The 13510-nt window shown below is 62.5% G+C and carries 14 protein-coding genes; 4 read left to right on the forward strand and 10 right to left on the reverse strand.

Translation table 11 applies throughout. From position 1 onward, the window contains the following. Window positions 1-12 precede the first annotated feature (12 nt). From GDI_RS12980 to GDI_RS12990, 4 genes are read left to right on the forward strand one after another with little or no spacing between them, the layout of a single operon-like run. Entirely contained in the window at window positions 13-1590 is a 1578-nt protein-coding gene (locus GDI_RS12980) for an acetolactate synthase large subunit (RefSeq protein ID WP_012226880.1), read from the forward strand. Window positions 1591-1598: 8 nt separating this feature from the next. Beyond that, a complete protein-coding gene (locus GDI_RS12985; protein ID WP_041249822.1) occupies window positions 1599-2384 on the forward strand; it encodes a 2-keto-4-pentenoate hydratase in 786 nt (261 codons plus the stop codon). Next, the gene (locus tag GDI_RS19205; protein WP_012226884.1) at window positions 2369-3247 is read left to right on the forward strand and encodes a type 1 glutamine amidotransferase domain-containing protein; all 879 of its coding nucleotides are present in this window, start codon (window positions 2369-2371) and stop codon (window positions 3245-3247) included. Before GDI_RS12985 ends, GDI_RS19205 begins: the two co-directional genes overlap by 16 nt. Beyond that, a complete protein-coding gene (locus tag GDI_RS12990; protein ID WP_012226886.1) occupies window positions 3244-4158 on the forward strand; it encodes a LysR family transcriptional regulator in 915 nt (304 codons plus the stop codon). The genes GDI_RS19205 and GDI_RS12990 overlap by 4 nt, the downstream gene beginning before the upstream one ends. Window positions 4159-4160: 2 nt before the next feature. On the opposite strand, the gene GDI_RS12995 is transcribed toward GDI_RS12990, so the two are convergent. Genes GDI_RS12995 through trbB form a run of 10 tightly spaced genes read right to left on the reverse strand, consistent with a single transcriptional unit; the run spans window position 4161 to window position 13500 of the window. Continuing rightward, window positions 4161-4394 (reverse strand): DUF2274 domain-containing protein, encoded by a 234-nt coding sequence (locus GDI_RS12995; RefSeq protein WP_012226888.1) that lies wholly within the window; start codon window positions 4392-4394, stop codon window positions 4161-4163. Further along, window positions 4391-5563, reverse strand: coding sequence for a TrbI/VirB10 family protein (locus GDI_RS13000; RefSeq protein ID WP_012226890.1), 1173 nt, complete (start codon window positions 5561-5563; stop codon window positions 4391-4393). The genes GDI_RS12995 and GDI_RS13000 overlap by 4 nt, the downstream gene beginning before the upstream one ends. Next, window positions 5560-6561 (reverse strand): P-type conjugative transfer protein TrbG, encoded by a 1002-nt coding sequence (gene trbG / locus GDI_RS13005; protein ID WP_012226892.1) that lies wholly within the window; start codon window positions 6559-6561, stop codon window positions 5560-5562. Before trbG ends, GDI_RS13000 begins: the two co-directional genes overlap by 4 nt. Continuing rightward, on the reverse strand, window positions 6558-7241 hold the full coding sequence (gene trbF, locus GDI_RS13010; RefSeq protein WP_041249448.1) for a conjugal transfer protein TrbF: 684 nt from the start codon (window positions 7239-7241) through the stop codon (window positions 6558-6560). Before trbF ends, trbG begins: the two co-directional genes overlap by 4 nt. Then, window positions 7241-8689 (reverse strand): P-type conjugative transfer protein TrbL, encoded by a 1449-nt coding sequence (gene trbL, locus GDI_RS13015; protein ID WP_231854123.1) that lies wholly within the window; start codon window positions 8687-8689, stop codon window positions 7241-7243. The genes trbF and trbL overlap by 1 nt, the downstream gene beginning before the upstream one ends. 5 nt (window positions 8690-8694) lie before the next feature. Further along, window positions 8695-9474 carry a P-type conjugative transfer protein TrbJ gene (trbJ, locus tag GDI_RS13020; RefSeq protein ID WP_041249449.1) on the reverse strand — a complete coding sequence of 260 codons (780 nt, stop codon included), beginning with the start codon at window positions 9472-9474 and terminating at the stop codon, window positions 8695-8697. After that, window positions 9471-11903 (reverse strand): conjugal transfer protein TrbE, encoded by a 2433-nt coding sequence (gene trbE, locus GDI_RS13025; protein ID WP_012226900.1) that lies wholly within the window; start codon window positions 11901-11903, stop codon window positions 9471-9473. The genes trbJ and trbE overlap by 4 nt, the downstream gene beginning before the upstream one ends. A 12-nt stretch (window positions 11904-11915) precedes the next feature. Further along, window positions 11916-12194, reverse strand: a complete 279-nt coding sequence (locus GDI_RS13030; RefSeq protein WP_012226902.1) for a VirB3 family type IV secretion system protein — start codon at window positions 12192-12194, stop codon at window positions 11916-11918. Then, a complete protein-coding gene (locus tag GDI_RS13035; protein ID WP_012226904.1) occupies window positions 12194-12526 on the reverse strand; it encodes a TrbC/VirB2 family protein in 333 nt (110 codons plus the stop codon). The genes GDI_RS13030 and GDI_RS13035 overlap by 1 nt, the downstream gene beginning before the upstream one ends. After that, the gene (trbB, locus tag GDI_RS13040) at window positions 12523-13500 is read right to left on the reverse strand and encodes a P-type conjugative transfer ATPase TrbB (protein ID WP_081482884.1); all 978 of its coding nucleotides are present in this window, start codon (window positions 13498-13500) and stop codon (window positions 12523-12525) included. The genes GDI_RS13035 and trbB overlap by 4 nt, the downstream gene beginning before the upstream one ends. Window positions 13501-13510: the final 10 nt, after the last annotated feature.

Consider the following 13510-nt stretch of genomic DNA (forward strand, 5'->3'; position numbering starts at 1 on the left):
AGGACCACAATCATGTCCGTACCACCTGAAAACGGCACTTCGCTCAGCGGTGCCGAAAGCCTTTTGCATACGCTCGTCGCCTGTGGCGTCGATACGTGTTTTGCCAATCCCGGCACGTCCGAGATGCACTTCGTGGCTGCCCTCGATGCTGTTCCCGCGATGCGCCCGGTGCTTTGTCTGTTCGAAGGAGTCGCAACCGGAGCGGCCGACGGATATGCCCGCATGGCGGGGAAACCCGCCTCGACACTGCTGCATCTCGGCCCGGGCCTCGCGAACGGCCTCGCCGGCTTGCACAACGCACGACGCGCGCAATCGTCGATCGTCAATATCGTCGGGGACCATGCCACCTACCACCTCCAGTATGACGCACCCCTGACCTCTGACATCGCGGGCTTCGCGCGCCCTGTATCCGACTGGGTTCGCCGACCGGCCTCGGCCCGCGCCCTTCCGGGAGATGTCGCCACAGCGGTCGCCTGCGCCCGTCGTTCACCTGGGCAGATCGCCACGCTGATCTTACCCGCCGATACCGCCTGGGCTCCTGCCGAGCGGATCGGCCTGCCTGAAACCGAGATGTTGCCGGCGACGACCCCCGAAAGCACGCTTGAACATGTTGCTGGCCTTTTACGCGGTCCCAGCCGATCGGCAATGCTCCTGCGTGGCGATGTCCTTCACGGGCAAGGGCTACAGTGGGCAGCGCGTATAGCAGCACGAACAGGAACGAAGTTGTTCTGTGATACCTTTGCGCCCAGGATCCGCCGGGGAAGGCATCACCCTGTTATCGAGCGACTGCATTACCGGGGTGACGAAGTCCTACGGCAACTGGCGGCATTTGATCAGTTGGTCCTCGTCGGGGCGGAACCACCGGTCGCGTTTTTCGCCTATCCTGGCCGACCGAGTTGGCTGGTCCCGCCGGACTGCGCGCTGCATACACTCACACTCCCCCGCGAAGACGGGCCGGATGCTCTCGAGCGCCTGGCGGATCGTCTTGAGGCAAAAACATATTGCCCTCCTGCTCGGCTTACCGTGGCCGCTCCGCAGTCCGATGAATCGCTGACGCCGGACAGTATCCTCCGCTGCGTCACCATTGACCTTCCGGAAGACGCGATCGTCATCGACGAAGGACTGACATCGACCTTTCCCAATTATGATCTTCTGGATGCGGCATTGCCCCACGACCACCTGAACCTGACGGGAGGCGCCATCGGAAGCGGCATTCCGCTCAGCGTTGGGGCGGCAGTCGCCGCTCCTACGCGCAAGGTCGTCTGCCTGCACGGCGATGGGGGTGCGATGTACAATCTACAAGGACTATGGACTCAGGCACGCGAACGTCTGGACGTCATCACGATCATCTTCGCCAATCGGGCGTACGCAATTCTGGAGCAGGAGTTGGACCGCGTCGGAGCACGCGTCGACGGAACGCGATCACGCAGGCTTCTGGATATTGGTGACCCCGATCTCGATTGGACCGCCCTCGCGACAGGAATGGGCGTCGCGGCGGAACGTGTCACCACGGTGGCGGCATTCAGGGAGACGTTCGGTCGAGCCATTCGAGCGACCGGCCCCATCTTGATTGAAGCCGTCATCGCATGAGCACCCCCATGGCACAAACCAACGACATCCAGCGCTGGGCGCGCACGCTTGACGAGGCCACACGCAATCGGAAACCCATTACTCCTATCAGCATCGAAACTGGCTCCGACAACGTGATGTTCGGCTATCAGGTTCAAACCGCGTGGCGCGAACTGGCACTCAGCCAAGGTCGGCGCTTGATCGGCCATAAAATCGGCCTGACATCTCCGGAGGTCCAGCGCCAGCTTGGCGTTGACGAGCCAGATAGCGGAACGCTGTTCGCGGACATGGAAATACCCGATGAAGGAATGATTCCGCTCGCTCACCTCATCCAGCCACGCATCGAAGCAGAAATCGCGTTCGTCCTGGGGCGTGATTTCGTCCACCCCGACCCGACAATGGCGGAATTAATTCGCTCGATCGATCATGTCCTGCCCGCACTGGAAATTGTCGATAGCCGTATTGAGGATTGGAAAATCCGAGCGATCGATACAATTGCCGACAATGGATCCTCCGCCCTTTTCATCATGGGAACGCGACCAAAGCTGCTGGGGGACGTCGATCTACAACTTTGCGGCATGACGATGACCCGTAATGGCCGCATCGTTTCGATCGGTGTCGGCGCCGCATGTCTTGGACATCCGCTCCATGCGCTGCGCTGGTTCCTACGTCATAAGGCAGTGCTCGGCGAGCCGCTGAAGGCGGGAGAAGTCGTTCTCAGCGGAGCGCTTGGCCCTATGATTCCTCTTGAAGGCGATAGCCACTACTCCACGAATATCGCCCACATGGGAACCGTCTCATGCTCTACCGAATAAGTTCGTTATGGGGGCTCGTCATCGTTCTGGCGGTTAGCTCTACTTCCCAAGCTGCGCTAGCTGCGGATGCCGGATCGAAACGTGTGCTCGTTATCCTTTCGAGCGCGCGCTACCTGGACCTGCAAAAGCACAAGAAATATGAAACTGGCTTTTATCTCAACGAACTAGCTGTGCCAGCGAAAGCACTTGTTACGGCTGGATATGATCTGGTCTTTACGAATCCCAAGGGCAACATAGTAACCTGGGATCACCATTCAGCAAATGCTTTGTACTTCAATAAGGACTTAAAACAGGAACAGGAAGCCGAGCATTTCGTTGAACATCTTTTAACAGTTCGACATCCGCGCTCTCTTTCCTCCGTAAGGAAGGAAGGAGTCGACGATTACGACGCTGTCTTCATTCCTGGCGGCCATGCCCCCATGCAGGATCTGGCGACCAACCCCGACTTGGGTGCGATATTGTCCGAGTTTCATAAGCGGCATCGGATCACGGCGCTGATATGTCACGGCCCGATCGCGTTGCTTTCAACCCTTACCTCTCCTCAATCTTTCATGGAATCTCTAGAAGGTGGAAACCTTCGTCAGGCTCGCTCTGCGTCCCGGAACTGGATCTATCGCGGTTACCATATGACGGCCTTCTCGAATGCTGAAGAAAAAATCGTCGAAACATCGCGCCTGCATGCGCAAGTGAGGGTTACCCCAGCGACATCGCTACGACTGGCGGGAGCTTTCCTAGAAGATGCACCAATATGGAAACCAAACGTCGTCACCGATCGAGAATTGGTTACCGGCCAGCAGCCATTTTCCGATGATGTCTTTACAAGAACACTTTTGTTGGCTTTGGCCCAAAAACGAAAAACATGAAACGGCCGCCGTTCGATCTGTGGCAGTTGCTGTGCGTGCGGGCAATCGCCGAGCACGGCAGTATCCACGGCGCGGCGCGCTTCCTGAACACAAGGCAGTCGGCCGTCAGCCGGTCCCTGCACAACCTCGAGGAGCGGCTGAATGTCCCGTTGTTTCTCCGCTCCCCCACTGGTGTCACACCAACGACGTTCGGTGAGGAATTCATCCGCTGGACCCAGACGATCCTGGACAACGTGGCCGGCATGAACCTCCGCGCGCAGCGAACGGGCAAGGGCGAGACCGGCCAGATCTCGATCGGTATCCAGACCTGCGTCCTGCCCGGGAGACTCTCGGCCTTCACGGCGGCGTTCCGTGCCAGACATCCCGATATCGCCTTTCGCTACTCCGAAGGCACCGGCAAAAGACTGCTGCGGCGCCTCCAGCGCGGACAGATCGATTTCGCGGTCGTCACGCGCCGCAATCTGGTGCCTGCCTTGCAGGTCACACCCCTGTGGAGCGACCGTATCGTGGCCGCCCTTCCCACCGGCCACCCTCTGGCGACGCAACAGGAGATTTTATGGCAGGACCTACGTCATGAAACATTCCTGATCGGGCGCGATAACGCCGGTCAGGACTTCAAGGAACTTATCCGGCGAAAACTCGGTGAAACCGATTTCCATCCCAAAATCCAACATCATGATATCGGCAGCAATCGCGTCATCGCACTCGTCCAGAACCGCGAAGGCGTCGCCCTGCTCCCCGCCTCATGGCTGCCCCTGATCCACGATCAGTATGGGGAGGACGTCACGATCATGGAGATCCGGGACGCCGACGGCTCCTCCCATCTGGAATTCGGGATCGTCTGGCGACCCGACAATCAAAATCCCTGTGCCCTGCTCTTCGCCCGATATATCGAGGCCCACAGGTCATAATGCTACTTTCCCGACGACGGTGCTTTTGCCTTTCTCCGTGCCCTGGCGAACCCCTTGTCCGACATCATGAACTGCCGGAGCATGGGCGCGACCAGTCGGGCCGGGTCCATCGTCCAATCGCTACCGGAAAGAAGTGCTGCGTAGGCAAGCAGGTCACGATGGATATCGGGAGGTAACGCCACGGTCATTTTCACCGGTTTCTCATCGGGAAGTTCTCGAATTTTCAGGTCCGTCATCGAGGATTTCCTCCGTTCCGATAGGGTTTGAGCAACAGGTCGGGCCCAAGAATGACGGTGAACGGTAGTCCCGGCCGGTCGGTAAGTGTCGGCTGGACGTTCAGGCTGCGATCGATCAGCCGGTTACCGACCATGGAGAAGCCGTTGCTCGCCCCGCTTCGGATGGCCTGCATGAGATTGTTCTCGTTCCAGGACGTGCCGGCCTCTGAGCCCACGCTGAGCAGGGTCGTGACGAGGGCCGCCTTGAAGAGCTGGCCCCAATGATTGTCGACCTCGTCGGACAGACCCGACTGCCCGATAGCGTCGCCGCCTGGCAACTTCTCCAACACCAGACTTTCGCCATCCGGGAAAATCAGCCGGGTCCAGATGATCTGGATGCGTTGCTGCCCGAAGGAGATGCTACTGTTATAAGCTCCGAACAGGGTGCTGCCCTGCGGGATCAGCAGATAGCGGCCGGTCGGGCTGTCGTAGACGTTCTGGGTGACATGACCGACGATCTGGCCCGGCAGGTCGGAGCTGATCTTCGTGTTCAGCGCTCCAGCGATCACCGTACCGGCCTGTAGGATATAGGGCGAGGCAGGCAGCGCAATGCGGTCCGGGCTGGTCGTCGCGCGATCAGGCTGCTCTTCCAGAAAGGCGAGGTTTCCGGCCTGTGGCCCGGTCGTGGTGGACGCCTGCCTCTGAGTGGCCGGAGCACCCTGGGCGAGCGGCGTCGCCTGTTCGCTGGCGCGGTCACGCTCCCCTGTCTGCACGAACAGTCGGCTGGCGATCGCCGCCTCGACCTCCTGAGCGGCGCGGTGATCTTCGGTGCCGGAGGCCGCCTTCCCCTGCCCTTGCGCATGCAGGATGGCGCGTCCGAGATCACCGGGCAGCGCGGGGCCGAGTTTCGGCACGCCCTTGCCGACATAATCGGAGGGCAGCCCCGCCAGTCCGTCGGCCGAGGGACGGACATCGGTGTCCTGCGTAGCGGGCGTCGATGGCGCCCGATGACTGGCCTGCAGGGCGTAACCCAGCGCGAAGGCCACCGCGATCATGCCCATGCCACCGAGCGACCAGACCACGGTGCGACTGAGGCGGACCACACTTGGCCGTTCTGCTCGCAGACGCGGATCAGGCGGCAATACCGGGGCGGCGGAAGATCCTCCGCTCGCAGGAGCCTGCCCGGTCATGTCCGCCGCCCGTCGGTGCGGACAATCCGCACCCGCTGTTCGGAATGTTTGTCGCCCAGCCGCAGTTCGGCGGCGGCAAACAGGCGATCGACGATCATCCAGTTCTGCCGGACCCGGTAATTCACCAGTTCCGGCCCGCCATCCGCCCTAAGCACAAAGAGCGGCGGCAATTCGCCCTGTCCGATCCCGGCAGGAAACGCGATATAGACCTTGTGGCCATCGTCAAACGCCCGGCCGGGAAGCCAGGGTGGCGTCCCGCCTTTCACCGGCTGGATGGCGTAACGGAAATTCAGGGCGTTCAGATCCAGCCCTGCATCCACCGGTGCCGCTTCGTCGGCCGCACTGTCCTGCCGGTGCAGGGCGATCAGGTCATCCTCGGGGTAATCCCACGACACCGATGCCATATAGGTTGCCGGTGTCGACCTCAGTTCGGCGAGATAGGTCCGCCGGTCCGTATTGACGATCAGGTTGGTGGTGAGGTCCGGTCGCGTCGGCTTGACCAGAATATGGATGCGCTTTGTCGCCCCGGCCCCGCTTTCGGTATCGCCGATGATCCAGCGCACCGTATCGCCAGCGGCCACCGGCCCGGTGCCGACCAACTTTTCACCCTGCTGGAGCATGATGTCGGTGATCTCGCCGGGCGAGGTATAGACTTGATAGAGCGCTCCGGAAGAATAGGGATAGACCTGCACCGCATTGATGAAGCCTGCGCGCGTGGGCTGGATGCGCGCCGCCAGATTGGCCTGCGTGACCCGTGCCGTCGGGTCGGCGACTTCGGGGGCCGGATGGACCGTGCGTCGTGATGGCAACGGCTTGAACTGCCCCGGCAGCGGGAGTAGCTGTGGCACCTCCACCACCTGTACCGGCTTCGGCGGGTCCGGCAGACGTGTCGCCTGCACGGCGTCATCGTAGCGAATGACAGGCGGATGATACTGTCCTGCGCAGGCGGACAGAGCGAGCAGCGTCAGCGGCAACGCGCGCACGAGCATGCGGATCATTGACCCAACTCCTTCGACCAGTTGATGGCGGAGACGAAAATCCCGAGTGGATTGCGGCGAAGATGATCGGCATCGCGGGGCGTGCGCAGAACGACCGAGACGATGGCGGTCCAGCGCTCGGTGCCAGTAAACGCCCCGTCGCGGTAATGGCGCTCAGTCCAGGCAACGCGGAAGCTGCCGGGCGAGGCGCGGATGACCGAGGCGATGTCCACCTCGACCTGTTCGTGCCCGATGCGCGAGAACGGATCATTGAGCCGCGCGTAATCGTTCAGGGCCGCAGCCCCGGACGTGGTGGTGAAATCATAGGCGCGCAGCCAGTTGTGCCGGACCACCACGGCGTCCGACGACAAGGAACGGACGTCGTGAACGAACTGCGCCAGATACCAGGCGATCTGCGGATCGGCGGGCATGTAGCCCCCTGTCGCCGGGGCTACGACCTGCGCCGGCCCCAGCCGGTCCACCTGCACCACCCACGGCGTGATGGTGCCGCGCATAGACTGCCAGACCAGGCCAGCCCCGAGACCGGCGGACAGGAACAGGGAACCGAACGCCATCAGCCGCCAGTTACGGGCCTGGATGCGGGCGGAACCAATGCGCTCGTCCCACACCTGCACTGCTTTCTGATAGGGTGTCACCGGCTCGGGCGTGGTCCCATAGCGTGTGGTGGAGCGACGGAACATCATTCTTTCTCCGAGAGATCGATGGAAGCGGATCCGCCGCCGCCATCGGCGGAGCGGATAACATTGGCGGCCTCGGCAGCATGGGCGGCAGCATTGCGGCGCTTCATCTTCCGCGCCCAGCGCGGCGGCTTGCCGTCGGAGGCGTCGCCGCCATCAGGGCCGCCTCCCGAGGGGCCGCGACCAGGGTTGCCGCTACCGGCAGGCCCGGAACCGGGGTCATCCCCGCCGCCGGACGGGCCTGAAGACCCACCGTTATGCGACGGACCGTCGCCTTCTCCCCCGCTGCCCATCGCACCAGCGGCCCAGCGTCCGCCGGCCGCGTAGCTTTCCTTCAATGACGACGCCGCCGCGCCGACCTTGCTCTTCGCCGCGCTCATGGCAGCGCCACCGACAGCCCGGCCCATTCCGCCGATGCCGGCCGCCACACTTCCGGCACCGCCCGCTCCCGCCGCTCCAGCGCTGTAAGCCGTCGTGGCAGCACCCGCGACGGCTGCCCCTCCGCGTGCGGCGGCTGCCGTCGCGTCAAGTGCGGCAGCCCCGCCCGACGCCAGGGCAGCGGGGGCAGCCACGGCAGCGGCTCCCATCGCACCGACCGCCATTCCAGTCCCGGCCGCCGCCCCGGCGCCAAGCTGCGGCGCACCGGAAATCAGCCCGTTGGCGACACTGCCGCCATACATGGCGAGCCCAATCATCGCGAGGGCGGCGAGCACCACCGAGAGCGCCTGGCCGATCGTTGGCAGGCTATCGCCGTAAGACGTGGTGAACTGGGAGAAGAGCGTGGAGGCAATGGCGCTGATCACGGCGAAGACCATGATCTTCACACCGGAGGACACCACGTTACCCAGCACCTTTTCGGCGAGAAATGCCGTGCGGTTGAACAGCGCGAAGGGGATCAGGATGAACCCTGCGAGCGTGGTCAGCTTGAACTCTATGATCGCCACGAAAAGCTGGACGGCCAGCACGAAGAACGCCGCCATGACGATGAACCAGGAAATCAGGAACACCGCGATCTGGGCGAAGCCGGTAAAGAAATGGATCGGGTCGAGAAACTGGTGCATCGCATCCAGCAGCGGCTGCGCCGCGTCAAACCCGGTCGCCGCCAGCCTGCCGGGATGCACGAAATCACCCAGCGCCAGCGTGCCGCCCCCGACCTTCAGGCCGAGGGTGGCGAAACTGTCGAAGATCTCTTTCGACAAACCGTCGAAATTATCGATGATGAATGCGAAGAAACCGATATAGAGCGTCTTTTTCACCAGCCTCCGGATGATGTCCTCGTCTGCCGCCCAGGCCCAGAACAGACCGGCGAGGGCAATGTCGAGCACGGACAGCGAACCGGCCAAGGACACGACATCGCTTTTCACCAGACCGAAACCGCTATCGATCGTCGTGGTGAAGCTGTTCAGGAAATTGTCGATGACACCTGCATTGGTCATACCCGTGCCCGCCATGACCGTCAGTTCCCGTCATTGAAGACAGAGACGGCGCCCGGCACGTAGGCGTCGTGCTGCGCAAAATGTTCATATTGCGCCAGGCCTTCCGCCTCGCCCGCCGCCTCACGCGCCCGGTCGAGGTCCTGTGCCCGTCCGTTGGCCGACAGCACGGCAACCACGTCCGAGAGCTGCCGGGATTGCAGGGCCAGAAGCTGGTTGCCGGCCTGCGCCGCCTGGAGCGCGCCGCTCGAACTCTGGCTTGCTGAGACGAGCTGGGTCATGGCGCTGCTATCGGACGGGATATTGCCGACGGCACGGGCCTGCATCTTCAGGGCATCCTCGAACCCGCCGACGGAATTCTGCCAGCGGGTCTGGGCCTGGCTGAACAGGGCACTGTCGGACATCCCCGAAGAGACGGACGTGTAGGACTGCTGGTACTGCTGTTCGACAGACTGGACGCTGTAGGCGATGTTCTGCGCCTGCGCGAGTAGCGCGGTGGTCTGGAAAATCGTTGATCGCAGCGTCGACAATGTCGAAAATGGCAACAGGGCGAGATTCCTCGCCTGGTTAACCAACATCTGCGCCTGATTGGCGAGAGACGTGATCTGGTTGTCGATCTGCTGCAATTCCCGCGCCGCGATCAGCACGGTCTGGACATGCGCAGCACCGTCATAGACCGCCCATTGCGCATGGGCGGATTGCACCGAACTGACGCCGGCACCAACGGCCAGCGCCGTGACGGATGCGAACAGTCCCATACGACGGAAAAGTGTTGCATGAATCCGGAAGAATTTTTCCGTCATGGCACGTCTCCTTCCCGCAGAAGGTCCGCAGCCCATGCCACGCTGCGTGCGTCGAACCATGCCGCGAGAAATCCGGCACGTCCGTGTTCCGCCAGCACCGCATCAATCAGCTTGTGATCGTCCTTCCCGGATGCCGCGCACAGGGCGAGCGCCACCGGTCCCAGCCCCAGCTCGAACAGACGGTTGCCGCGCTGGGTCTGGCAATAATACTCCCGCTTCGACGCGGCACGGGCAATGATGGCGATCTGCCGGTCATTCAGCCCGAAATCCCGATAAATCGTGGCTATCTGCGGCTCGATGGCCCGCTCGTTCGGCAGGAAGATCCGCGTCGGGCAACTTTCCACCACGGCCGGCGCAATCGCGTTGTTCGCGATGTCGGACAGGGACTGGGTGGCGAAAATCACCGACGCATTCTTCTTGCGCAGGGTTTTCAGCCACTCCCGGAGTTGCCCCGCGAAATCGCCGTCATCCAGCACCAGCCAGCCCTCGTCGATGACCAGCAGGGTGGGCCGCCCGTCCAGACGGCCCTCGATGCGGTGAAACAGATAGGACAGCACGGAAGACGCCGCGCCGGAGCCGATCAGCCCTTCGGTCTCGAACACCACCACATTGGCATCGCCCAGACGCTCGGTATCGGCATCGAGCAGGTGGCCATAGGGACCGCCGAGGCAGTACGGTGCCAAAGCCTGCTTCAGAGCGTTGGACTGGAGCAGGGCGACTAACCCTGACAGGGTCCGCTCATGCACGGGCGAGGACGCCAGGGAATTGAGGGCCGACCAGAGGTGGGACTTCACCTCGGGGGTAAGTGTTAACCCTTCGCCGACAAGAATCTGCCCCAGCCATTCCGTGGCCCATTTGCGCTCGTCGGGATCGTCAATCCACGCCAGCGGCTGGAGGGCGACGGCGAGATCACCATCTCCCTCATCTGTCAGCCCGCCACCCAGATCATGCCAGTCCCCACCCATCGCGAGTGTTGCGGCCCGCATAGAGCCGCCGAAATCAAATACGAAAATCTGCGATCCCACGTAGCGACGAAACTGGAGCGCCATCAGAGCCAGCAGCACAGATTTGCCCGCCCCTGTCGGGCCGGCGATCAGGGTGTGACCGACATCCCCGACATGCAGGGAAAACCGGAATGGCGTCGCCCCGGCTGTTTTCCCATAGAACAGCGGCGGCGCCTTGAAATGCCCGTCCTGCTCCGGCCCAGCCCAGACCGCCGACAGCGGGATCATGTGGGCCAGATTCAAGGTCGAGACCGGCGGTTGACGAACATTGGCATAGACATGACCGGGCAGAGATCCCAGCCACGCCTCAACGGCATTCAGGCTTTCGGCCATGCAGGTGAAGTCGCGGCCCTGAATGATCTTCTCGACCAGGCGGAGCTTTTCCGCAGCGATGGCAGCGGAACCATCCCAAACCGTGACGGTCGCGGTGATGTAGGCCTGCCCGACATCATCCGCCCCCAGCGATTGCAGGGCCAGATCAGCGTCGGCCGCCTTGTTGGCGGCATCGTTATCAACCAGGGCCGACGCCTCGTTGGTCATCACCTCACGCACGATCGCTGCGATCGATTTCCGTTTGGCGAACCACTGGCGACGAATGCGGGTCAGCACCTTCGTCGCATCCGTCTTGTCGAGCAGGATGGCGCGGGTGGACCAGCGATAGGGCATGGCCAGCCGGTTCAGGTCATCCAGGATTCCGGGGAAGGTCCGCGACGGGAAACCGGTGATCGTCAGGGTTTTCAGATACGCATCGCCGAGTTTCGGTTCCAGACCGCCCGAAAGCGGCTGGTCCACCAGCAGGGCATCGAGGTGCATCGGGATTTCCGGTACACGGACACGCTGCTGCCGGGTCGAGATCGTCGAATGCAGGTATGTCAGCGTCTCGCCGTCATCGAGCCACGCCGCTTCGGGCATGAAGCCCTCCAGCAACGCCAGCATCCGGTCCGTGCGATCCACGAACGCATGAAGCATTCCATGCGGATCAGGCCCCTCGCGCTCCCTGCCCTCATAGAGAAAGCGTTCGGCACGGCCCGATGATTCCGCTGGCGGCAGCCAGACCAGGGTCAGAAAATACCGGCTCTCGAAATGCGCGCCCTCATCCTCGAACGCCTCGCGCCGTTCCAGATCGACCATGTGCGAGGCAGCATCGGGGAAATCGCTCTCGGGATAAAGCGTCGCCGGGACGCGCTGCGCCTCGACGAACACCGCCCAGCCGGAGCCAAGACGACGGAGCGCATTGTTCAACCGTCCGGTGACACCAACCAGTTCCGCTGGTGTGGCGCTATCCAGATCTGGACCGCGAATTTTCGCCGTACGCTGGAAGGAACCATCCTTGTTCAGGACCACGCTTTTCTCAACCAGCGCGGCCCAGGGCAGGTAGTCCGACAGCAGAGCAGCACGATTGCGATATTCCCCAAGGGACATCATGGCCGATCCTCCTTAAGTCCGGAGCCAGGCGGGGTAGCGCAGATGCCGCCGTCCCACCTCGATGAACAGCGGATCGCGCTTCGCACCCCAGACCGCCAGAGTATGGCCCACGATCCAGAACGCGGCCCCGATCAGCCAGAGACGCAGGCCGAGCGCTATGGCCGCCGCCAGCGTGCCATTGGCGATCGCCACGGCTCGGGGTGCCCCACCCAGCAGGATCGGGTCAGTCAGCGACCGATGCACCGGAACATGGAAACCCGGTACCGCGTCATCGTCATATCCGACGGCCATCAGATCAGCGCTCCGCCAGAGAAGGAGAAGAACGACAGGAAGAACGAGCTGGCGGCAAAAGCGATGGACAGACCGAAGACGATTTGGATCAGGCGACGGAATCCGCCTGAGGACTCGCCGAAGGCCAAGGTCAGACCCGTGATTGTGATGATGATCACCGAGATGATCTTGGCCACCGGACCCTGCACGGATTGCAGGATCTCGTTCAGAGGCGTTTCCCATGGCATGTCCGACCCGGACGCCAGGGCCGAGGAGCACCATGCAACCGAAAGCAGCAGCATGGCGGCAATGACAGGCGCGTGCTGGCGCACGCGAAAGAGAGCGCGGGTCATCGAGAATCTCCGTTGGCATGTACTGGATGAATGCGATAGATACCTATGGCGGGATCAATCCCGTCCACGGTGGCGAGTTCGGACAGCCGGCGGGCATTGCCGCGTCCGGACAGGACCGCGATCACGTCAATGGTTTCCGCGATCATGGCGCGCGGCACCGTGACCACGGCTTCCTGGATCAGTTGTTCCAGACGATACAGGGCAGCCAGCACCGATCCGGCATGCAGCGTACCGATGCCGCCCGGATGGCCAGTGCCCCATGCCTTGACCAGATCGAGTGCTTCGGCACCACGCACCTCACCGATCGGAATACGGTCGGGGCGTAGGCGGAGACCGGACCGGACGAGATCCGAAAGGGTAATCACGCCTTCACGGGTCCGCAGGGCTATGAGATTAGGCGCCGTGCATTGCAGTTCGCGCGTATCCTCGATCAGGACGACGCGATCACCGGTTTTGGCCACCTCGGCCAGCAGGGCATTGACCAATGTGGTCTTGCCGGTCGACGTGCCGCCCGCGACCAGGATATTCTTTCGCTCTGCGACAGCGTTGCGAAGATATGCCGCCTGCTTTGCGGTCATGATCCCGGTCTCGACATAGTCGTCGAGGGTGAACACGGCGACGGCGGGCTTGCGGATCGCGAAGCTCGGGGCCGTCACCACAGGCGGCAACAGCCCCTCGAAGCGCTCACCGGTTGGCAGTTCCGCCGAGACGCGTGGTGCGGCCTCATGCACCTCCGCCCCGACATGATGGGCGACCAGGCGCACGATGCGCTCGGCATCGGCCGGTGTGATGGTTTCACCCGTGTCCGCCATGCCGTCCGCCAGACGGTCGATCCACAGCCGCCCGTCGGGATTGAGCATCACCTCGACCACAGCGGAATCGGCAAGATGCCCCGCAATCGCCGGTCCCATCGCCGTGCGCAGCATAGAAATACCGCGCTGTCGGGCACCATTTTCAATTGGTGTAACCGTCATGGAAATCCCC

This window comes from Gluconacetobacter diazotrophicus PA1 5, from assembly GCF_000067045.1.
Classification (GTDB): domain Bacteria; phylum Pseudomonadota; class Alphaproteobacteria; order Acetobacterales; family Acetobacteraceae; genus Gluconacetobacter; species Gluconacetobacter diazotrophicus.